The sequence below is a fragment of the Lentzea sp. DG1S-22 genome, from assembly GCF_036321065.1.
GTDB classification, from domain to species: domain Bacteria; phylum Actinomycetota; class Actinomycetes; order Mycobacteriales; family Pseudonocardiaceae; genus Lentzea; species Lentzea jiangxiensis.
Window position 1 is genome coordinate 8,174,743 of sequence record NZ_CP143276.1, and the last position, 21,270, is coordinate 8,196,012.

The 21,270-nt window shown below is 71.2% G+C and carries 21 protein-coding genes; 15 read left to right on the forward strand and 6 right to left on the reverse strand.

Annotated elements, in window-relative coordinates; genetic code table 11:
• The first annotated feature begins 44 nt into the window (after positions 1 to 44).
• Positions 45 to 827: an SGNH/GDSL hydrolase family protein gene (locus V1227_RS38975; protein WP_329790087.1), complete on the forward strand. Its 783-nt coding sequence runs from the start codon at positions 45 to 47 to the stop codon at positions 825 to 827.
• Positions 828 to 842: 15 nt separating this feature from the next.
• Here the strand turns inward: V1227_RS38975 and V1227_RS38980 are convergent, their stop codons facing one another.
• Genes V1227_RS38980 through V1227_RS38990 form a run of 3 tightly spaced genes read right to left on the reverse strand, consistent with a single transcriptional unit; the run spans position 843 to position 4,703 of the window.
• Entirely contained in the window at positions 843 to 2,588 is a 1,746-nt protein-coding gene (locus V1227_RS38980; protein ID WP_329790088.1) for a glycosyltransferase family 39 protein, read from the reverse strand.
• Positions 2,585 to 4,000: a sensor histidine kinase gene (locus V1227_RS38985; protein WP_329790089.1), complete on the reverse strand. Its 1,416-nt coding sequence runs from the start codon at positions 3,998 to 4,000 to the stop codon at positions 2,585 to 2,587. The genes V1227_RS38980 and V1227_RS38985 overlap by 4 nt, the downstream gene beginning before the upstream one ends.
• Positions 3,978 to 4,703: a response regulator transcription factor gene (locus tag V1227_RS38990; RefSeq protein ID WP_329790090.1), complete on the reverse strand. Its 726-nt coding sequence runs from the start codon at positions 4,701 to 4,703 to the stop codon at positions 3,978 to 3,980. Before V1227_RS38990 ends, V1227_RS38985 begins: the two co-directional genes overlap by 23 nt.
• 109 nt (positions 4,704 to 4,812) lie before the next feature.
• Here V1227_RS38990 and V1227_RS38995 point away from each other — a divergent pair, with 109 nt between their 5' ends.
• The 6 genes from V1227_RS38995 to V1227_RS39020 all read left to right on the forward strand — a co-directional run bounded on the left by V1227_RS38995 (position 4,813) and on the right by V1227_RS39020 (position 11,667).
• Positions 4,813 to 5,295, forward strand: coding sequence for a hypothetical protein (locus V1227_RS38995; RefSeq protein WP_329790091.1), 483 nt, complete (start codon positions 4,813 to 4,815; stop codon positions 5,293 to 5,295).
• Positions 5,296 to 5,360: 65 nt separating this feature from the next.
• On the forward strand, positions 5,361 to 7,037 hold the full coding sequence (locus V1227_RS39000; RefSeq protein ID WP_329790092.1) for a bifunctional metallophosphatase/5'-nucleotidase: 1,677 nt from the start codon (positions 5,361 to 5,363) through the stop codon (positions 7,035 to 7,037).
• A gap of 74 nt (positions 7,038 to 7,111) precedes the next feature.
• Positions 7,112 to 7,555, forward strand: a complete 444-nt coding sequence (locus V1227_RS39005) for a hypothetical protein (RefSeq protein ID WP_236217493.1) — start codon at positions 7,112 to 7,114, stop codon at positions 7,553 to 7,555.
• 10 nt (positions 7,556 to 7,565) lie between these two features.
• A complete protein-coding gene (locus V1227_RS39010; RefSeq protein WP_329790093.1) occupies positions 7,566 to 7,886 on the forward strand; it encodes a sunset domain-containing protein in 321 nt (106 codons plus the stop codon).
• A 253-nt stretch (positions 7,887 to 8,139) separates the two neighbouring features.
• Positions 8,140 to 8,634 (forward strand): G/U mismatch-specific DNA glycosylase, encoded by a 495-nt coding sequence (mug, locus tag V1227_RS39015; protein ID WP_329790094.1) that lies wholly within the window; start codon positions 8,140 to 8,142, stop codon positions 8,632 to 8,634.
• Positions 8,635 to 8,826: 192 nt separating this feature from the next.
• Positions 8,827 to 11,667, forward strand: coding sequence for an AfsR/SARP family transcriptional regulator (locus V1227_RS39020; protein WP_329790095.1), 2,841 nt, complete (start codon positions 8,827 to 8,829; stop codon positions 11,665 to 11,667).
• Here the strand turns inward: V1227_RS39020 and V1227_RS39025 are convergent.
• A complete protein-coding gene (locus V1227_RS39025; protein ID WP_329790096.1) occupies positions 11,657 to 12,208 on the reverse strand; it encodes an NlpC/P60 family protein in 552 nt (183 codons plus the stop codon). The two genes, V1227_RS39020 and V1227_RS39025, sit on opposite strands and share 11 nt — an antisense overlap.
• 147 nt (positions 12,209 to 12,355) lie before the next feature.
• Between V1227_RS39025 and V1227_RS39030 the strand changes: the two genes are divergently transcribed.
• The 8 genes from V1227_RS39030 (at position 12,356) to V1227_RS39065 (ending at position 18,675) form a co-directional block, all read left to right on the forward strand.
• Positions 12,356 to 12,826, forward strand: coding sequence for a hypothetical protein (locus V1227_RS39030; RefSeq protein WP_329790097.1), 471 nt, complete (start codon positions 12,356 to 12,358; stop codon positions 12,824 to 12,826).
• Positions 12,827 to 12,869: 43 nt separating this feature from the next.
• Positions 12,870 to 13,628 carry an LLM class flavin-dependent oxidoreductase gene (locus tag V1227_RS39035; RefSeq protein WP_329790098.1) on the forward strand — a complete coding sequence of 253 codons (759 nt, stop codon included), beginning with the start codon at positions 12,870 to 12,872 and terminating at the stop codon, positions 13,626 to 13,628.
• Between the two features lie 122 nt (positions 13,629 to 13,750).
• Positions 13,751 to 14,200, forward strand: a complete 450-nt coding sequence (locus tag V1227_RS39040; RefSeq protein ID WP_329790099.1) for an SRPBCC family protein — start codon at positions 13,751 to 13,753, stop codon at positions 14,198 to 14,200.
• A gap of 31 nt (positions 14,201 to 14,231) precedes the next feature.
• A complete protein-coding gene (locus V1227_RS39045; protein ID WP_329790100.1) occupies positions 14,232 to 14,975 on the forward strand; it encodes an ABC transporter ATP-binding protein in 744 nt (247 codons plus the stop codon).
• Positions 14,972 to 15,943: a hypothetical protein gene (locus tag V1227_RS39050; RefSeq protein WP_329790101.1), complete on the forward strand. Its 972-nt coding sequence runs from the start codon at positions 14,972 to 14,974 to the stop codon at positions 15,941 to 15,943. The genes V1227_RS39045 and V1227_RS39050 overlap by 4 nt, the downstream gene beginning before the upstream one ends.
• 36 nt (positions 15,944 to 15,979) lie before the next feature.
• Positions 15,980 to 16,357, forward strand: coding sequence for a GntR family transcriptional regulator (locus tag V1227_RS39055; protein ID WP_329790102.1), 378 nt, complete (start codon positions 15,980 to 15,982; stop codon positions 16,355 to 16,357).
• A gap of 26 nt (positions 16,358 to 16,383) precedes the next feature.
• Complete coding sequence (locus tag V1227_RS39060; RefSeq protein ID WP_329790103.1) at positions 16,384 to 17,244, forward strand: ABC transporter ATP-binding protein; 861 nt, start codon at positions 16,384 to 16,386, stop codon at positions 17,242 to 17,244.
• 96 nt (positions 17,245 to 17,340) lie between these two features.
• Positions 17,341 to 18,675 carry a DUF4041 domain-containing protein gene (locus V1227_RS39065; RefSeq protein WP_329790104.1) on the forward strand — a complete coding sequence of 445 codons (1,335 nt, stop codon included), beginning with the start codon at positions 17,341 to 17,343 and terminating at the stop codon, positions 18,673 to 18,675.
• Here the strand turns inward: V1227_RS39065 and V1227_RS39070 are convergent.
• Both V1227_RS39070 and V1227_RS39075 read right to left on the reverse strand, forming a co-directional pair.
• Positions 18,666 to 20,207, reverse strand: a complete 1,542-nt coding sequence (locus V1227_RS39070) for a phytoene desaturase family protein (protein WP_329790105.1) — start codon at positions 20,205 to 20,207, stop codon at positions 18,666 to 18,668. The two genes, V1227_RS39065 and V1227_RS39070, sit on opposite strands and share 10 nt — an antisense overlap.
• Positions 20,204 to 21,067, reverse strand: coding sequence for an NAD-dependent epimerase/dehydratase family protein (locus V1227_RS39075; RefSeq protein ID WP_329790106.1), 864 nt, complete (start codon positions 21,065 to 21,067; stop codon positions 20,204 to 20,206). Before V1227_RS39075 ends, V1227_RS39070 begins: the two co-directional genes overlap by 4 nt.
• Positions 21,068 to 21,270: the final 203 nt, after the last annotated feature.

The window sequence follows — 21,270 nt, forward strand, 5'->3', positions numbered from 1 at the left end:
GCACGGTCATTCCGGCATCACCGGGCGAGCCGATGCTGGTCCGCGTGCTGGTGTTGCTCGGTGACTCCACAGCGGTCGGGATCGGCGACCTGGTCCCCGGCGGCTGGCGCGGCTTCGGCCCCCTGCTCTCCTCGGCGTTCGAGGACAACGGCTACCGCAACTTCGCCGTCTCCGGCGCGCGCGTGGCCGACGTCCGGCACTCCCAGCTGCCGGAGGCGTTGCGCTGCGGCCCCACCGCCGCCGTGGTCATCGCGGGCGTCAACGACACGCTGCGGTCCGACTTCTCGGTCCGGCGGATGCACGAGGACCTCGACCACATCTGCGGCTCGCTGACCACCGCGGGCGCCTCCGTGGTCACCGTGCGGTTCCACGACCAGGGCCGCGTGTTCAAGCTGCCGGGCAAGCTGAGGCGGGTGCTCAAGGACCGCATCGACGAGTACAACCGCGTGGTCGACGTCGTCGTGGCGCGGCACGGCGTGCGGTGCGTCGACCTGCACGCGCTGCCCGGCGCCTACGAGCTCGAGACGTGGGCGGTCGACCGCCTGCACCCGTCCGAGCGCGGCCACCGGATGCTGGCGCGGGCGTTCGCGGCCGAGCTGCGGGCGGCCGGGCACCGGGTCGGTGACGTGAGCCTGGAGTGCTCTGGCGGGCGCGAGCTGACGGTGTGGCACCACGTGGCGTGGTTGGTGGTGAAGGGGGTCCCGTGGCTGTGGCGCAGAGGTGCCGACCTGGTGCCGCTGCTGTGGGGTGACGGGGAGAGGGCGGAGCCGCCCGTGGCGGTGCCGGTGCCGGGGGACGTGCTGCCTGCCGACACCGGCCTGGCGTAGGGGACCTCCCGCGGCTCAGCCGGCCGTGCTCAGGTCGTAGAGCGTCTGGCTCCCCACCGTCGTCGCCTCGAAGTTCGCCGCGACCCACGAGGCGATCTCGTTGTCGCCGCCACGTCCACCTCCGCCCGAGACGAAGTACCGCACCCGCCCCTCGGCGACGAGGGCCTTGAACTCGTCGAGCGCCGGCGCGGGGTCGCTGCCGTTCCAGCCGCCGATCGCGATCACCGGGCGGCCCGACGCCAGTTGCAGCGCCGCCGCGCTCTGGGCGCCGACCGTGGCCGCCGCCCACCGGGTGCCGGTGGCCTTGAGCAGCTGTACGACCTCCGTGGACGAACCGCCCTCCCGCGGGCCCGGACCGCCGCCCTGCCGCGAGCGCGGGCCGGACAGGGGGATCGAGCCGCTGTGCGTGGTCGCGGCGGTCGCGGCGGCGTAGCCGGAGGTGCCGAGCAGTGCGGCGGCGACCAGCACGCCGGCGAGCCACGTGCGGCTCGCTCCGAACACCAGCGCGAGGACCGCTGCCGCGGACACGGCCAGCAGGACCCAGCGCAGCCACGGCGTCCAGGCCGGTGTGCGGTCGAGCAGGATGAAGCTCCACACGCCGGTCGACGCGACCATCGCGGTCAGTGCCGCGCGCACCGGGAGGTGCGCCCTGCCGCGCCACAGCTCGGTGCCGGCGATCCCGGTGACGGCGGCGATCGCGGGGGCCAGCGCCACGGTGTAGTAGGGGTGCGTGATGCCGCTCATGAACGAGAACACCGCGCCGCTCACGAGCACCCAGCCGCCCCAGACGACCAGCGCCGCGCGGGTGCGGTCGGTGCGGGGGGCGTGCCGCAGGAACCACAGACCGGCGCCGAGGCCGGTCAGCGCCGCGGGCAGCAGCCAGGAGATCTCCGGGCCCATGCTGGCGCCGAACAACCGGCCGATGCCGGTCTCACCGCCGAAGCCGATGTTGCCGGCCGTACCGCCACCGCCGGGACCGCCGCCGGTGCCGCCGAAGACGCGGCCGAGACCGTTGTAGCCGATCGCCAGCTCCCACAACGAGTCGTTGGTCGAGCCGCCGATGTACGGGCGACTGTCCGCGGGCCACAGCTCGACCAGCGCGATGAACCACCCGGCCGAGACGACCACCGCGAGACCGGCGCCGAGCAGGTGCAGCAGCCTGCGCGGGCACGACGTCGGTGCCGCGACCAGGTACGCCAGCGCGAGGGCGGGCAGGACCAGGAACGCCTGCAGCATCTTGGTGAGGAACGCGAACCCGATCGCCGTCCCGGCGAGCACCAGCCACAGCGGGCTCGCGTCCTCCAGCGCCCGCACCGTGCAGTACGCGGCCGCGACCATCAGCAGCACCAGCAGCGCGTCCGGCAGGTTGAACCGGAACATCAACGCGGCCACCGGCGTCAGGGCGAACGCCGTCCCGGCGAACAACGCCGCGGCCGGCCCGGAGGTGCGCTTCACCGTCGCGTACAGCAGCCCCACGGCCGCGACGCCTTCGAGCGCCTGCGGGGCGAGCACCGTCCAGCTGGAGAAGCCGAACGCCTTCGCGAGGAGCCCGCTCACCCACAGGAACGCGGGCGGCTTGTCGACGGTGATCGTGCCGCCGGGGTCGAGCGAGCCGAACAGCAACGCCTTCCAGCTCTGCGCGGCGGCCTGCGTCGCCGCGGCGTAGAACTCGTTGCCGTAGCCGGAAGCCGTGAGGTTCCACAGGTACAGCACGGCGGTGCCGGCCAGCAGGGCCGCCGGCGCCAGGCGTTCTCGTCTCATGCGACGAGGTTCGCGCCCTGGGCTGGGCCGGTCGTGTGCTCCGCCTGTGAACGAGCTGTGCGCAGCGAGACCGTGAACGTGGTGCGGCCCGGCACGCTCTCGACCGCCACGTCCCCGTGGTGCGCGCCGACGACGGCGGCCACGATCGACAGGCCCAGCCCCGTGCTGCCCGCCGCGCGCGACCGCGAGGAGTCCCCGCGCGCGAAGCGTTCGAAGACCTCCAGGCCCTCGGGCACGCCGGGACCGTCGTCGGTCACGGTGAGGTCGACGCGTCCGTTGTGGACGGACAGGCCGGTGGTGACGGTGGTGCCCGGCGGGGTGTGCGTGCGCGCGTTGGACAGCAGGTTGCCGAGAACCTGGTGCAACCGTTGCACGTCGCCGGGGACGACCACGGGCTCCTCCGGCAGCGCGAGCCGCCAGTGGTGGTCCCGGCCCGCGGTCCTGGCGTCGCCGACGACGTCCAGCACGAGCCTCGACAGGTCGACGTCCTCGCTCTCCAGCGGCCGGCCCGCGTCGAGCCGCGCGAGCAGCAGCAGGTCCTCGACCAGCGACGTCATCCGCAGCGCCTCGGACTCCACCCGGCCCATCGCGTGGGTCACCGCGGGCGGCAGGTCCTCGCCGGAGCGCCTCGTCAGCTCGGCGTACCCCCGGATCGCGGCGAGCGGCGTGCGCAGCTCGTGCGAGGCGTCGGCGACGAACTGCCGGACCCTGGTCTCGCTGTCGTGCCTGGCTTTCAGCGCCTCGTCCACGTGGCCGAGCATCTTGTTGAGCGCGAGACCGACCTTGCCGACCTCGGTCGCCGGGTCGGTGTCCTCCTCGGGCACGCGTTCGGCGAGCGCGACCTCTCCCTCGTGCAACGGCAGCTCGGAGACGCGCGTGGCCGTCTCGGCGACGCGGTCCAGCGGCACCAGCGCGCGCCGGACGACCACCCGGCCCGCCAGCGCCACCACCGCGGCGCCCGCGACGATGAGGCCGGCGAGGATCCAGCCCATCTGCCACACGATGTCCGTGACGGCCGACAGGGGCAGGCCTTTGATGCCCATGCGGTCGGTGGTCACGCGGAACTCGCCGGCCTCGCCGAGGTCGACCGTTCGCAGGCCCGACGGAGTGGCCGCCAGCACCGCGATCTCGTCGTCGGTGAGCGTGCGCGGCTCCTCCCACCCCGGCAGCTCGACCGTGCCGCCGATGGAGCCGTCGGGGAAGATCCGCGCGTTGATGCCGGGGGGACCGTACGGCGACCCGGGCGGTGCCGGTCGCAGCGCGGTGACCTCGCGGTCGAGGTTGTTCATCAGGAACGCGTGCAGCGCGAGCACGGCGACGCCGCCGATCACGAGGCTCAGCGCCGTCAGCAGGACGATCTGCCCCGAGACGAGCTGGGCCCGCAGGGTCCTAGGTCGCAGGCTTGAGGACATACCCGGCGCCTCGCATCGTGTGGATCATCGGAGTGCGCCCGGCGTCGATCTTCTTGCGCAGGTACGAGATGTAGAGCTCGACGATGTTGGCCTGACCGCCGAAGTCGTAGCTCCACACGCGGTCGAGGATCTGGGCCTTGCTCAGCACGCGCCTCGGGTTGCGCATCAGGTAGCGCAGCAGCTCGAACTCCGTCGCCGTCAGGTCGATCGCCCTGCCGCCGCGCTCGACCTCGCGCGTCTCCTCGTCGAGCGACAGGTCGCCGACGGCCAGCCGGGTGCCGGCGTCCGCGTCCGTCACGCCCGTGCGCCGCAGGAGTGCGCGCAACCGCAACACGACCTCCTCCAACGAGAACGGCTTCGTGACGTAGTCGTCGCCTCCTGCCGTGAGACCCGCGATGCGGTCCTCCACCGCGTCCTTCGCCGTCAGGAACAGCACCGGCAGCACGGGGGACTCGGCCCGCATCCTGCGCAGCACCTCGAACCCGTCGAAGTCCGGCAGCATCACGTCGAGCACCACCACGTCCGGGCGGAACTCCCGCGCGGTCCGCACCGCCGACGTGCCGTCGAGAGCCGTGCGCACGTCCCACTTCTCCATCCGCAGGGCCATGGACATCAGTTCGGCCAGAGTGGACTCGTCGTCGACGACGAGCACCCGCACCGGCTGTCCGTCCGGCCTGCGGAGTTCGGTCTTCATCGTGCGCATGGCTCCCATCCTGAACGCCGACCCTGTGTACCGGCTGTGAGCGATCCGCACAGCTCGGCCCTACGGCGCACACAGGTCCGGCACAGGCAACGCGGCCACGGTTGCCGTCATGACCGAACAACAGTCCCCGGAGTGGGGAGCGCCCCGGGAAGGGGCTCGCCCGGCGTGGACCGCGAAGAGGGCGGTGGCGGCCGCGGCCGTCGCGGTGGGCATCGCCGCGGCCGGTGGGGTGGCGATCCACGCGGCCGCCGGCACGAGCCGGCAGACCGGCGACATGGGGCCCGGTGGCATGGGCGCAGCGCCGCCGGACGGCATGCGCGGCGGCTTCGGCATCGGGCCGGGCGCGGCGGCGCACGGCGAGTTCCAGACGGGGGTGGTCACCGCGATCAGCGACTCGTCCGTCGAGGTGAAGTCCAGCGACGGCTACACGAGGACGTACGTGGTCGACGCCGACACCGTGGTGGAGGGCGTCGAGAAGGGTGACACCGCCACCGTGATCGCCACCGCGGAAGGCGGCCGGTCCGTGGCGTCCAGCGTGGTCGAACCCGGTCAGCGGGTCCGGCAGGACGGGCAGGCGCCGCCAACGAGGTGATTTGGGGTCAAGTGTGAGCGGTTATGGTCGGGTGATCAGCCCGACCACAACCGGAGGTGAGCGTCGTGCGCACGTTCACCCTGACGGTGATGGGCTCGACGGACCTGCACGGCAACCTGTTCAACTGGGACTACTACCTCGACCGCGAGTTCGACGACTTCGCGCACAACGACGTCGGGCTTGCGAAGATCTCCACGCTGGTGAACGACGTGCGTTCGTCCGTGGGACGGCATCGGACGTTGCTGCTCGACGCCGGTGACACCATCCAGGGCACTCCGCTCGCGTACTACTACGCGAAGGTCGAGCCCATCACGCGCGGTGCTCACGTCCACCCGATGGCCGCCGCGATGAACGCCATCGGCTACACCGCCGCCGCTTTGGGCAACCACGAGTTCAACTACGGCCTGTCCGTGCTGCGGACCTTCGAGCGCCAGCTGGAGTTCCCGCTGCTGGCGGCCAACGCCGTGGACGTCACCACCGGCCTGCCGGCCTTCCAGCCGTACGCGGTGAAGACCCTGTGGCGCACGGGCGGACCGCCGTTGCGGGTGGGGATCCTCGGTCTGACCAACCCCGGCATCGCCGTGTGGGACCGGGCGCACGTCGACGGCGTGCTGACGTTCCCCGGCCTGGTGGAGCAGGCGCTGCACTGGGTGCCGGAGATCCGGCGCAAGTCCGACCTCGTGGTCGTGGTGGCGCACTCCGGGGCCGACCTGTCGTCGTCGCTCGGCGACCAGGTGCCGTTCCCGGAGAACTGCGCCGAGCTCGTGGCGGAGACCGTGCCGGGCATCGACGCGATCCTCGTCGGCCATGCGCACGTGGAGATCCCGTCGCGGTTCGTGACGAACAAGGTCACCGGGCGGCCGGTGCTGCTGACGGAGCCGTTGTTCTCGGGCAAGCGGTTGTCGCTGATGGAGTTCGACCTGCGCCACGACGGGCGCTGGGAACTCCAGGCGTCGCGGTCGTCGGTGCTGTCGTCGGCGGCGGTGCAGGAAGACCCTCGGATCGTGCGACTCCTACGGCACGACCACGAGAAGGTCGTGTCGTACGTCAACGCGCGCGTCGGCACGTGTTCGGCGGCGATGTCGGCTTCGCGGGCCCGTTTCGAGGACACGCCCGCGTTGCGGTTCATCAACCACGTGCAGGCGCTGGAGGTCGCGAAGTCCACGTCGCTGCCGGTGATCTCGCTGTGCGCGCCCTTCAACCGCGCGGCGGCCATCCCGGCCGGGGACGTGTCCATCCGGGACGTCGCCGGGCTCTACATCTTCGACAACACGCTGGTCGGCGTGCGGCTGACCGGCGGGCAGCTGCGCGACTTCCTGGAGGAGTCGGCGCGGTACTTCCGGCAGGTGCCTCCCGATGGCCCGTTCACCGCCGCCTCCGTCTCGGCCGACGTGCCGGACTACAACTTCGACATCGCCTACGGCCTGACCGCACCGCTGACCTACGACATCGACATCGCCCGCCCCGCCGGCTCGCGGATCACCGACCTCCGCTTCGGTGGCGAGCCCGTCGCGGACTCGGCGGAGTTCGCGGTCGCCGTCAACAACTACCGGCAGGCAGGGGGTGGCGACTTCCCGCACGTCGCCTCGGCCCCCGTGCTGCACAACCAGCAGCAGGAGATCCGCCAGCTGCTGATCGACTGGGTGAAGGCGGTGGGCGTGCTCGACCCGGCCGGCTTCACCGGCACCGACTGGCGCCTGGTGGCGGACGGCCGGCCCGTGGTGGTTTCCACGAACGAGTGAATTCGGTGACGATGTCCTGGGCGTTCCGGTTCAGGTGGTGGCAGGCGGTCGTCCGAATGGGATAGTTCAGGCGCGTGCAGTTACCGCAACGCGTCGTCGTCGGTGCCGTCGTCGTGCCGGCGTTGCTCGCGGCGGTGGCGCTCGCGGCGCACCCCGGTGAGGCGTCCGGCCACCTGGTGCTCGCGGTGCGGTCGTCGGAGATCGTGCTCGCCGGCACCGCCGGTTCGCAACGCCAGGAGGTGGTGGACGCCGTGCGCGCGCTGACCGCCGCCCACCGCATCACCGACGTGATGACCCCCGGCGCCCCCGGCCTCCCGGTGGCACCCTCCGAGGCGGCCTCCCTGCTCGGCGTGGTGCTGGACCGGGGCGTCACCGACTTCACCGGCGTCGTCCGCCGGGGCCACCTGACCGCGTCGGCACGCGTCGCGGACCCGGAACGCGCGGGGGCGCTGAGCGACGCCCTGCGCGCGGCCGCCCCGGACCTGCGCGTCGACGAGGACTTCACGACTACGGGCTAGGAGCAGTGCGTTGTTCGGGTTCTTCTTCCAGATGTTCGGCCTGTGCGCGGGCGCCTTCCTCGCCGGCGTGCTGCTGACCTGGCTGACCATGCGCTCGCGGTCGTCGTCCCCCGCCGCCGTGGTCGACGCGGGCACCCTGTCGATCATGGAGGAGCCGGTCGCCGCGGCACCCGCGATCAAGGCGAACTCGCGCACGATGATGTTCCACACGCCCGAGTCGCCGTACTACAAGCGCATGAAGGGCGACGCGTTCTTCCACTCGCCGGAGGACGCGCGGCGGGCCGGGTACACGATGTGGACGCCGCGGCCTCGGGTGCCGGCCGGGGCCTAGGCGGTGCGGAGCCAGGCGAGCGGTCTGGTACCCGCCGGGACGACCAGGCCGTGCCAAGCTCCCCGCTCGCGCTCTGCCGCGGCACGGCGGCGAAAGCCGTCCCGGCACCGCCCTCGCGTACGGCGGCATGACCGTCATCCGGCGACCGCCCTGCCCGGGAACCGCACGACCGCGGACCCGGCGCGCACGTCCCGAGTGATCGACAGGTCGGCCATCCCGGAGAGCCCAGGCGCCACCTCGTACGCTGGGCCACGTGATTGCCGATGTGATCAAGCCCGGCCTGGACGTCCTCTTCTGCGGCATCAACCCGGGCCTCGTGTCGGAGGCGACCGGGCACCACTTCGCCCGGCCAGGAAACCGGTTCTGGCCCGTCCTCCATTTGTCCGGGTTCACGCCGCGGCAGTTCGCGCCCTCCGAGCAGGAGAAGCTGCTCGAACTGGGGCTCGGCATCACGAACGTCGTCGCGCGGCCCAGTGCCAGAGCCGACGAGTTGACAATTGACGAAATGCGCGAGGGCGGGGCTCTGCTCGCCGAAAAGGTCCGGAGGTATTCGCCGAAGGTTCTCGCGGTGCTGGGGGTGACGGTGTACCGGGCGGCCTTCGAGCGCAAGAAGGCGCAGGTGGGGCCTCAGGAGGACACCGTAGGCGGGGTGCGGGTGTGGGTGTTGCCGAATCCGAGCGGTTTGAACGCGCACTACCAGCTGCCCGCGTTGGCGGAGGAGTTCGGGCGTCTCAAATCTAGCGTCTAGAAGCGGGACAAAAGCTCACATTCATGCCCACTGAAAGTGCGCTGGACGGAGTGGGGTCCGGTCTGGTTGCATCGTGATCTGCGTCCGTTCGAGTGCTTTTCACCCGTAAGTGGAACCCGGTCAGCCGGATTGCGTCAGAGTTTGGCGATGCCGTGCAGAACTTGGTGAATCTTCAACACCGGTGGGGGCACAGTGGAGGTCAGGATTCTCGGGCCGGTCGAGCCGACGGTGCCGCCGAAACCAGCGCAGATCCTAGCCGTCCTGGCGGTCGAGTGCGGGAAGGTCGTGCCGGTCGAGCGGCTCATCGACCTCGTCTGGGGTGAGGGGCCGCCGCCGCAGGCGCGCAAGTCGCTGCAGGTGCACATCTCGAGCCTGCGCCGGGCCGGGCTGCCGGTCGAGCACCGCGCGGCGGGGTACGTGCTCAACGCCGACCCCGGCACCGTCGACCTGCACGCGTTCCGCAGGCTCGTGGCCAGCGCCGGGGACGAGGCGGACCTCCGGGTCAGGGCCGGGCTGCTGGACGAGGCCCTGCAGCTGTGGCGCGGCACGCCGGTGGTGTTCGCGCAGACGCTCGACGTGCAACGGCTCGCGGCCGCCGAGGCGTGGGTCGACGCCGAGCTGGCGCTGGGGCGGCACGCCGGGCTGGTGGACCGGCTCGGGACGTTCGTCGCCGAGTACCCGCTCGCCGAACGGCTGCGCGGGCAGCTCATGACGGCGCTGGCGCGGGCCGGGCGGCGCGCGGACGCCATGCGGGTGTTCCGGGAGACGCGCAAGGTCCTCGTCGACGAGCTCGGCGTCGAGCCGGGCGAGCAGCTGCAGCAGCTCTACCGCGACGTGCTGGAGGGGGCGCGGGACAGCAGGCGCAACTACCTGCCGCGCGACGCGGGCGACTTCACGGGACGCGACAGGGAGCTGAGCAGGCTCCTCGACAGCGACGGCGGCGTCTGGTGGATCGAGGGGCCGGCGGGCGTCGGCAAGTCCGCACTGGCCGTGCACGCGGCGCACCGGATGGCCGACCGGTACCCGGACGGGCAGCTGTTCGTCGACCTGCACTCGCCGTCCGGGGCGCTGGACGCGTTGCTGCGCGCGATGGACGTGCCGAGCGAGCGCGTCCCCGAGTCCGCGGAGGAACGCGCGGCGCTGTGGCGGGCGACGGTCGGCGGGCGGCGCGTCGTGATCGTGCTGGACGGCGTCACGAGCGTGTCTGAGGTCAGGCCGCTGCTGCCCGGCAGTCCCGGCTGCCTGACGCTGATCACCAGCCGCAGCCGGCTGTGCGGGCTGGAGGGCGTGCGCCGCATCCCGCTCGACGTGCTGGGCGAGGACGAGGCCGTCACGCTGCTGCAGCGGATCCTGGGCGACGACCGCGTCGCCGCCGAACCCGGCCAGGCCAAGGAGGTCGCGCGGCTGTGCGGCTACCTGCCGCTCGCCGTGCGGATCACCGGCGCGCGGCTGGCCGGGCGGGCGCACTGGCCCGTCTCGAAGCTCGTCCGGCGGCTCTCCGACGAACGCAGCAGGCTTGACGAGCTCGTGGCGGACGACCTCGCCGTGCGGGCGGGGCTGGAGCTCACCTACCGGGCGCTCGACGAGGACGCCCGCCGCGCTTACCGCGTCCTGGGCTTCCTCGGCCTGCCCGAGGTGCCGAGCTTCCTGTGGGCGCACCTGCTCGACGAGGACGTGCTCGACCAGCTCGTCGACGCGCGGCTGCTCGACGTCATCGGCAGCGCCCGGTACCGGATGCACGAGCTGGTGCGGCTGCACGCCCGCGAGCTCGCCGAGGCCGAGGACCCGCGCTCCGAGCGCGAGGACCTCGTCAGGAGAGCGGTGATCGCCGCGCTCTCCACTGTGGACGGACTGACCGAGCAGCTCTTCCTCGCCGTGCCGCGGATGCAGGACTCGCTGGGCGTGCTGACGACGGCGGCGCGCCCGACGGACAAGGACGCCTGGTTCGCGCGTGAGGAACCGCTGCTCACCAGACTCGTGGAACGCGCGGCGGAGCTCGGGCTCGCGGAGATCGCGTCGCAGCTCGCGGAAGTGCTGGTGTTCGCCTGGTTCGGGCTCAGGAACCGGTACGAGGCCTGGGAGCGGTCGCACACGGCGGCGCTCGAGGCCGTGTGGAGGACCGGGGACCTGAGACTGGAGGCGGTGCTGCGCTGCAGCCTGGGGCAGATGCACTACAAGCGGGACAACCTGGTCGAGGCGCGGTCGTGGTTCGAGACCGCGCAGACGCTGTTCGTGAACCTGGGCGACCGGCACGGCGAGGCCGTCGCGATGAACGGCATCGGCATGGTGTGCCGTGATCTCGGCCAGTACCCGTGCGCCCTGGAAGCACTCGGCAGGGCGCGGGACCTGCTGGAGGCGACGGACCTCGAAGGCGTCGCCCACGCGCACTACGGGATCGGCTCCATCAAGCGGGAACTCGGTGACGACCAGGGGGCGTTCGAGACCCTGCGCCTCGCGGAGGCGGTCTACCGCCAGGCCCGCAGCCGCAGGGGTGAGGCGCTGGCCGCCCGCGGGATAGGGCTCGTGCACCGCGCCCGCGGCGAGCTCGACCTGGCCGAGGACCACGTCCGCCGCGCGCACGAGATGGTCGCGGGCACCGGCGACGAGCTGCTCGCCTGCTACACCGCCCAGGCCTGGGCGAAGGTGTTGCTGCGCAAGGGTCTGCTCGAACCCGCGGAGCGGCTGCTGCGGCAGGCCCTGGACGGCTGCCGCGACGTCGGTGACCGGTTCGGCGAGGCGCTCGTGCGCCGCACGGTGGGGGAGTGGCGGCTCGCGGCCGGTGACCACGCCGGTGCGCGGACCGTGCTGACCGAGCTGCTGCCGGTGTGGAACGACCTCACCCTGCCGTTGTGGCGGGCCCGCACGCTCCGGGACCTCGGAGCGGTCCACGCCCGTCTGGGGGACGTCGCCGGCGCGGACCGCTCCTGGGACGAGGCCGCGAGCCTGTTCACGCGGCTGGGCACCAGGGAGAGGGGAGAGGTGCGCCAGTGGCCGGCTCAGTTCGGTCTCGCCGCGTCCCGGCTCAGCCGGTGATCTTCTTGTACTTCCACGGCGCGTAACCGCCGCTCTTCAGCGACGAGATCGACACGGTCTCGTGGTCCATGTCCGTCGCCGTGCTGCCCTCTTCGTAGATCCACGCGGACGTCTTCGCCGAGTTGGCCCACTTCTCGAACAACTTCACGTGGCCGTTGCGCAGGATCATGTCGCCCGGCTCGAGGTTCGCCCAGGAGATCTTGGTGGCGACCTCGTCCAGGTTGCGCGTGTTGCGGCTCGTCGTGAGCTTCCACGTCATGGAGACGAAGCCCGAGCAGTCCGTGCGGTACTTCTTGCCCTTGTTGACGTCCCAGGCGTAGGCGGACTGGCTGTACGGGACCTTGCGGTCCCACCAGTCCTTGGCGCGCTTGATGACCTCGGTGCGGCTGATGGAACCGCCGTACCCGGCCGCTGCCTGGACCTGGGAGACGGAGGTCTCCCGCTCGGCAGGACCCTCCGGTGCGGCCTGGGCGACGCCGCTCGGACCACCGAGCAGTCCGAGCGAGATCGCGGTCGCCGCGACGGCGTGGCGAATGCGCATTGTTGTTGCTCCGATCGACTTGCGCCTGGTGATGACCGGAACTGTCCACTCCGGCGCCAAAGATCGGCCTAAGGCCGCTTTAGGGCTTCCTTTACCGCGTCTGCCTAGCTTTCGCGGCGTCTTGCCCAGGGCTTAAGGAGAGAGCACATGTTCGTTCGCACGATCGCAGCGGTGATCGCGATGTTCGCGGCTCTGCTGATGGGCGCGTCCGTCGCGTCCGCGGCTCCGGCCAAGTACACGCACTCCCAGGCGACCGCGCAGCTGCGCGCGGCCGGCATCGCCTGGACGTCGAGCGGCGGGTGCAGCGACCGCAACCGTCCGAACTGCACGTCGTTCGAGCAGATCAACCAGACGACGATCGCGGGTGCCAAGACGTTCAAGAGCGCTTCGGGCTGCGCGCTGACCATCACCGGCGGCACGGAGACCGGCCACGCGTCCGGCACGTACTCGCACTGGAACGGCTACAAGGTGGACTACCGGCTGTCCAGCTGCGTCACGAACTACATCAAGAGCAGGTTCTCGTCCATCGGCGGGAACAAGTGGAAGTCGAACGCGGGCAACATCTACTACCTCGAGTCGAACCACTGGGACGTGACGTACCACAACTGCGGGTGCTGAGAACCTGTTGCCGAGCCGGGGCGGGGCCGGTAGTAGTTGTCGGGTGACCACACTCGGCGTCGTCTACCGGCCCCAGCTCCCGCCCGAGAACCTGCGTTCCGTCGTCCTCGCGGCCGAGGAGTCCGGTGTGGACTCGTTGTGGCTGTGGGAGGACTGCTTCCTGGAGAGCGGCATCGCCTGCGCCTCCGCCGCGCTGGCCTGGACCTCGCGGCTGAAGGTCGGCGTCGGCCTGCTGCCCGTGCCGCTGCGCAACGTCGCGATCACCGCGATGGAGGCGGCGACGCTCGACCGGTTGTTCCCCGGCCGCGTCACGATCGGCGTCGGCCACGGCGTGCAGGACTGGATGGGACAGGTCGGCGCGCGGGTGGCGTCGCCGCTGACGTTGCTGCACGAGTACACGAACGCGTTGAAGGCGCTGCTGGCGGGCGAACGGGTCACCGCGGACGGCCGGTACGTGAAGCTGACCGGTGTGGCGCTCGACTGGCCGCCCGCCGCGCCGATGCCCGTCTACGTCGGCGGTCACGGCATGAAGACCCTCGTCCTCGCCGGTGAGATCGGTGACGGCACCATCCTCGACGCCTCGACCGGCCTGGAGCGGGTCCGCGCGATCCGGGCGACGAGGGACCACCCGGTCGTCGTCTACGTGGAGACGGACTCGCGGGACGCCGCGTTCGTCACCGACCTCGTCTCCCAGGTGGCCGCGGCGGGCGCCACCAGCGTGATCTTGCAGCAGTCCGCCACGAGCGAGGACCCCGAAGGGTTCGTCCGTTTCGTGGGATCACTGGATGGTGTGAGGGCATAACGCGCAGGTCACCCTCAACGGATCGGACGCGACCGGGCGCAGGCTCGTCGAGGACCGGTCGGCGGCCGAAAGCCGCCGCACGCGCCGGATTGCTTCCTGATCCGCTGGGTATGCCTGAGAGCGTGGCAGAGGTCTCCCTGAACGTCGAAGCTCCTGTTGACGCTGTGTGGTCCGTGCTGGCCGACGGCTGGTCCTACGCGGGCTGGGTCGTCGGCGCGTCGCACATCCGCGACGTCGACGCCGGCTGGCCCCAGCAGGGCACGCGCATCCACCACAGCGTCGGTCCGTGGCCGTTCACCATCGAGGACACCACCGAGGTGGTCCGCTGCGAGCCGAACCAGCTGCTCGAGCTGGACGCGCGGCTGTGGCCGGTGGGCGCGGCGCGGATCACCTTCACGCTGCGGGCGCGCTCCGAGTCGCTCACCGAGGTGCACATGACCGAACGGGCGGTGCGCGGCCCCACCACGCTCATGCCGAACGCCGTGCAGGACGTGCTGCTCGTCCCCCGGAACAAGGAGACCCTCCAGCGCTTGAACGCGCTGTCCAAGGGGCGTCCAGCACCCTTTCACTAGATAACTAGTGAAAGGGTGTACGGTTGCTCCCATGCGAGTGAGGGAGCACCCGCCGGTCGTGGCGGAAAACCTGGGGAAGAGGTACCCGCGGGGCTGGGCGTTGCGCGACTGCACGCTCGAGATCCCCGCGGGCAGGACCGTGGCGCTCGTCGGGCCGAACGGGGCCGGCAAGAGCACGCTGATGGGCATGATCACCGGACTGCTCCGCCCGACGACGGGCCGGATCTCGGTGTTCGGCGACGCGCCGGCCGGGAGCGGGATGCACCCGGCGGTGGCGTTCCTGACGCAGGCCAAGCCGCTGTACCCGCAGTTCACCGTGGCCGAGACGCTGCGGTTCGGCCGCCACGCCAACCCGGGCTGGGACCAGGCGTACGCCGAAGGGCTGGTCGAAAGCGCGCAGGTGCCGTTCGCGGCGAAGGCCGGCACGCTCTCGGGCGGCCAGCGCACGCGCGTCGCCCTGGCCCTCGCGCTGGGCAAGCGGCCGCGGTTGCTGGTGCTCGACGAGCCGCTCGCGGACCTCGACCCGCTGGCGCGCGAGGCCGTGCTGCGGACGCTGGTCGACGAGTGCCGCACGCAGGGCATCACCGTGCTGCTGTCGTCGCACGTGCTGGCGGAGCTGGAGGACGTGTGCGACCACCTCGTGCTGCTCGCCGACGGCCGCGTGCGGCTGGCCGGTGACGTCTCGTCGTTGCTGCGCGCGCACGCCGGACAGCCCGGCCTGGACCGGCTGAGCCGGCTCGCGCTCGCCTACATGCGCGCGGAGGTGGCGGCATGACGTGGATCGTGTGGCGCCAGCAGCGCCCGGTGTTCATCACGCTGGTGGCGGGGCTGGCCGTGGCGGTGGCGGCCATCCTGCTGCTGCGGGCGGCGATGACCGCGGACCTGACCGCGCGCAACCTGCTCGACTGCACGGTCGAGGGCCTGGAGTCGTGCCGGGGCCGGGCGGCGAACGAGTTCCAGAGCACCTGGTTCGACCGGCTGCACCTCGCCCAGGGCACGGTGCTCGCGGCTCCCGCGCTGATCGGCGTGTTCGTCGGGGCGCCGTTGTTCGCGCGGGAGTTCGAACAGGGCACTCACGCCTTGGCGTTCACCCAGTCCGTCAGCAGGACGCGCTGGATGGCGACCAAGTTCGTCGTCGCGGCACTGCCCCCGCTGGTCGTGGTGCTCGTCTACCAGCTCGTCGTGCACAGCTGGCTCGACGTGGCCGGTCAACTCGGTCCGCTGGCGACGGGCCCGTTCTACTTCACGACCTTCGACGCCCAGGGCGTCTCGCCGATCGCCTACACGCTCTTCGCCTACACCCTGGGGATGTTCGCGGGCGCGGCGTCCAAGCGGACGCTCGTGGCGATGACGCTGACGCTCGGCCTGTTCGTCGTGGCGCGGTTCGTGCTCAGCGGCGTCCGCGAGTTCCTGATCACCCCCACCAGGACCGTCTCCGACGACGTGGTGGGCCCCGTGCTCGGCGAACGTGGCCCGCTGGTCGTGCGCAGCGGCTACCTCGACGCCCGCGGCGCGGTGATCGCCGATCCGGCACCGCTGATGAACTGCGCCGGCAAGGCCGACGCGCAGGGCGTCGTCGACACGGCCGCCTGCTACAAGACCAACGGGCTCACCCATGCGTACGTCGACTTCATCCCCGTCAGCCAGGCGACGACGCTGCACCTGCTGGAGGCGGCGGTCTTCGCGGGGTTCGCGGTGCTGTTCGTGCTGGGTTCGGCGTGGGCAGTGCGCAGGCAGGTGTGACCGCTGGTGGACGGGTGGACACCTATGCTGGGCGGCGTGATCGAGTTTCGCATCGATCGGCACTCCGGGGTGTCCACCTATCTCCAGATCGCCGCACAGGTCAAGCAGGCCATGCGGATGGGGCTGCTCGGACCCGGTGACAAGCTGCCGACGGCACGGGAGGTGGTGGAGGCCACCAGGGTCAACCCCAACACCGTGCTGAAGGCGTACCGCGAGCTCGAACACGAGGGCCTCGTCGAAGGCCGCCGCGGCATGGGCACGTTCATCACGGCCTCCCTCGCCACCGACGCCACCCGAGCCGACGCGCCGCTGCGCCAGGACCTGGAGCGGTGGATGGACCGCGCGGTGGACGAGGGCCTCACGGGCGACGAGGTCGACGCGATCTACACCGACGTGCGGGGCACGCACTACTAGTGTCCTTTGTGGATTAGGAGCCGCGCATGAACGCTCCCGTGCGGGCGGAGGACGTCGCGAAGCGCTTCGGGCGCACCCGAGCCCTGGACGACTGCTCGTTCACGTTGCCCGAAGGCAGCGTCACCGCCCTGGTGGGCCCGAACGGCGCGGGCAAGAGCACGCTGCTGTCGCTGATCGCGGGCCTGCTGCGGCCTTCCCGCGGCCAGGTGACCGTCTGCGGGACGCCGGTGCGCGGGCGGACGCACCCCGACGTCTCCCTGCTGACGCAGAAACGGCCGTTGTACGAGCAGTTCACCGTGCGCGAGATGATGCGGGCCGGGGCCGCCATGAACGACCGCTGGTCCGCGGAGCGCGCCTTCGAGGTGCTGGACCTGCTGGCCGGTGTGGACAAGGACGCCAGGGTGCGGACCTTGTCGGCCGGGGCGCGCACCCAGGTGGCCCTCGCGCTGGCGCTGGGGCGGTTGCCGAAGGTGCTGCTGCTCGACGAGCCGCTGTCCGACCTGGACCCGCTGGCGCGCGACGAGACCCTGCGGATCGTCATGACCGACGTGGCGGAGCGGGGGACGACGGTGCTGCTGTCGTCGCACCTGCTGACCGATCTCGGCGACGTGTGCGACCACCTGCTGCTGCTGGACGAGGGGCGGGTGCAGGTGGCCGGGGAGATCGAGGAGGTCCTGGCGGGGCACCGGGTCCTGGTTGGCCCGGCGGAGCTCGAGCCGGAGACCGGCGGGGTGGTGGTCGACTCCTCCCGCACGGCTCGGCAGACCACGGCCCTGGTCCGGGGTGGGGACGCGGCTTCCGGTTGGGAGGCAACGCATCCGGACCTGGAGGGGTTGGTGATGGGGTACCTGCGGGCGTCACGGGCCCGCAGGCTCGCCCGTCAGTAGTTACCCCGTTCGGGTGGGTTCGTCCGGATCTTCTAACAGCTGGACGCCGCGGTGCGATGACGCCGGTACCAGTCATCGTGCCAGGGGAGTCGCCACGTGTTCGGCAGCAAGCAGAAGAAGATCGTCTCCCTGGAGCAGGCCGCGGACGGGCTGCGGGCGCAGGTCGACCAGCTCAACGGGTATCTGAGGCAGATCGGCGGGCTCGACTACGTCCAGGTGCGCGGGCAGGTCGACGGGATGCGCGCCGAGCTGGCCGGTCTGCAACAGGCGCACGCTGCGGAGAAGCACGCGCAGCAGCAGGTCTTGGCGGCCGAACGCCGTGCTCAGGAGGAAACCCTGGCACTGCAGAAGAAGGGCTTCGAGCAGGGCTTGGCCCGGCTGAAGGAGGAGCTGGCGGAGGCGCAGCGAACCCTGGTGCCCTTCACCGATGAGTTGCTGTTCCAGGACGCGGGAGTGTTCCGCTACCACCACCCGCTGGAGAACTCCGAGCAGTACAAGACGCAGCTCGACCGCGTTCAGGCCTCGATGAAGGAGATGATCCGCAACAAGACCGCGGTCGTGGGCAGCAGCAACTTCACCTTCAACGGGTCGTCGCGCGAGGGCGGCAAGATGGTGGCCGACTGGTGCAAGCTCATGCTGCGTTCCTACAACGCCGAGGCGGAGAACAGCCTCCGGGTGATGAAGGCGGGATCCGTCGACGCGGCCAAGAAGCGCCTGGTTCGCGCGGCGGAGGCGATCGAGAAGCTCGGCAAGATGCTCAGCATCGAGATCGATGACCGCTACGAAAAGCTGCGCATGCTCGAGCTCGAGCTCATGGCCGACTACCTGCAGAAAAAGCAGGAGGAGAAGGAGAACGAACGCGCCGAGCGCGAGCGTTTGCGCGAAGAGGCCAAGGCGCAGGCCGAGTTCCGCCGCGAGCTGGAGAAGCTTGAGAAGGAGCGCAAGCACCTGGAGAACGTCCGCCAAGCGTTGCTGGCCAAGGGGGACCACGCCGCCGCTGAAGAGCTCCAGTCCGAGCTGGACGAGGTCGTCGCCGGCATCGACGGCGTGCACCAGCGCGAGGCCAACATCAGGGCCGGCTACGTGTACGTGATCAGCAACCTGGGCGCGTTCGGGCCGAAGATGGTGAAGATCGGCATGACCCGGCGGCTGCACCCCGAAGACCGCGTGCTGGAGCTCGGCGACGCGTCGGTGCCGTTCCGCTACGACACGCACATCCTGCACTACTCGGCCGACGCCGTCTCACTGGAGACGGCGCTGCACCAGGCGTTGTCCGACCGGCGGGTCAACCGCGTGAACATGCGCCGCGAGTTTTTCTACGCCACGCCCGAGGAAGTGCGGGAGCTGCTGAAGAAGCACTCGGGTCAGATGCTCGAGTACGTCCTCGAACCGGAGGCCGCCGAGTACCGGCAGAGCCTGACTCAGGTGTAGATCGCCCTGTGGGCGCCCTGGATCAAGGCCTTGTACAGTCCGCCCGCCACACCCCACCGCGCCAGCGCCGCCCGGGCCGCGTTGGCCCCCGCGGCCCCGTGCACGCCGCCGCCCGGCCAGGCCGACGACCCGGTCAGGTACAGCCGGTCGAACGGCGTGTCCGCGCGGCCGAGCCCCGGCACCGGCCGGAACACCAGCTGCTGGTGGATGGCCGCGGTGCCGCCGTTGACCGAGCCGATCTCGGCCGGGCCGAGCACCGAGCGGCCGACGATGCGCGAGCGGAAGCCCGGGGCGCGTTCCTCGATCATCAGCTCCAGGCGGTCGGCGCGGCGCTTCAGCCTGTCCTGCGACCAGTTCCCGCCCAGCGGCACGTGCGTGTAGGCCCAGGCGGCCTCGGTGCCGGCGGGGGAGCGGGTCGGGTCGCTCGTCGTCATCTGGCCCACGATCATGAACGGGTTGCGCGGCACCTTGCCGCACGCCAGTTCGTGGGCGGTGGTCGCGAGGCCGTTGACGTCGCCGCCGAGGTGCACGGTGCCCGCCTGCGAGGCTTCCGCGTTGCGCCACGGGATCGGGCCCGACAGCGCCCAGTCCACCTTGATCGTGTCGCCGTCCCACTGGAACCGCGTGAGGTCCTCGGCGAGCTTCGGCGGCAGCGCGTCGGCGCCGATCAGGTCGAGGTAGAGCCGAGGTGCGGGCACGTCGGCCAGGACGGCTCGGCGTGCGCGCACAACGGAACCGTCTTCCAGACGCACACCAACGGCGACACCGCGGGCGTGCAGCACCGAGGTGACGCGGGCGCCCGTTTCGATGCGGCCGCCGAAACGGCGCACGAGGGACGCGGTCAGCTCGCCGGCGCCGCCGCGGGGGACCGGGTTGCCGACGTCCTGGGCGAGCATGGCGAGCAGCCACCCGAAGCCCGCGCCGCCGGCCTGGTCCGGGCCCAGGTCGGAGTGCATCGTGTTGCCCGCGAACAACACCCGCGCGCCCTCACCGGAGAAGAGCTCCTCGCCCAGACGGCGCACGGGCAGCGTCAGCAGCCGCGTCAGGCGCAGCGTGTCACCCAGGCCCAGCTTGCGCAGCAACGACATCCCGCCGCGCGCGGGCGGGAAGGGGCGCAGCAGGCTGTCCAGCACGCTGTCGCGGATCCGCTGCCACTGCGCGAACGTCGCCTGCCAGGCTTCGGCGTCCGAGTCGGCGAACGAGCCGACGGACTTGGCGGTGACCTCGACGTCGCGGGAGAGGAGCGCGACACGGTCGTCCGGCAGCACGTGGGCGAGCACGGCGGGTGCGTGCTCCCATTGCACGTCGAGGTTCAACGCGCCGAGGACGGGCGATCCGAGGCCGAGGGGGTAGAACGCGCTGTAGACGTCGTTCGTGAAGCCCGGTGCGGTGATCTCCGCGGACGTCACGGCACCACCGACCGTGTCGCGCTGCTCCAGCACGAGCACGTCCCAGCCCGCGTCCGCCAGCAGGGCCGCGGCGACCAGGCCGTTGGGGCCGGAGCCGATGACGACCGCATCCACCTCGTTCACGCACGCCCTCCCATTGCGTCGACGACCTCGCGCAACACGTCACGCGCGTCGTGCTCAGGCCACCATTCCAGATCTTCGTGTGCCCGTGTGGTCCGCACGAGCGGAGCCTGATCGGCCATCCGGACCCATTCCGGCGTCAGCGGTTGCAGCCCGAGGCGGGCTGTCGCGCCCGCGAGCTTCTCGATCACCGGGTACGGCACCGGCAACCGGGCGGCACCGACGCGTTCGGCGATCATCGGCGCGGTCAGCACCGGCTCGGCGGCGAGGTTGAAGGGACCCAAAGCCTTGCGGCGCACGATCTCCACGATCGCGCGCGCCACGTCGTCGGCGTGCACGAGCTGCAGGCGCAGGTCGTTCCACAACGGGATCGGCAGGTAGGGCAGCAGCCTCGGCGGGAGCAACGGGCTGAGCAGCCAGCGGCGGATCTGCCGGGCCGCGGACGCCTGCCCGATGCCGCACGGCCGGATCACGCTGCACGGCAGCGGGTAGCGGCTGATCATCTCCTCCAGCCGCACCTTGTGCGCGCTGTAGGTGTTGCCGGCGATGCCCGTCAGCCGCCACGACTCGTCGACCCTCGACCAGCGCTGCGCCGGGCCGTACGCCGCGACCGAGGAGGCGATGACCAGGTGGCCGACGTCCTCCTTCACACACGCGGCCAGCACGTGTTCGCTGCCGTCGACGTTGGTCTCGCGATTCGTGGGCTTGATCGCCCACGCCAGGTGCACCACGACGTCGGCGCCGCGGAACGCGTCGCGCAACGACGAGAGGGTGCGCACGTCGACACCGGCGTCCTCGAACTCCAGATGACGGCGAAGCGCCGTGCCGACGTTGCCCGAGCCACCGGTGACGACGATTTTCACCCTGCCGGAATACCCGCGATGTGCCCGATCACGCGTATCTCATTTCGTTCGGTACCGAAGGGCTAGCACACTCCGTAGTCGAACGGTAGATGCATGAACCTTACGAGGCTGTGTTCCGTAGCACATAAGGGGCCATTGTGTGAGGCCCCGCTCGATACTGAGCTACCGCTTAGTACGCCTCGATCATCCGACAAGGACCTCTG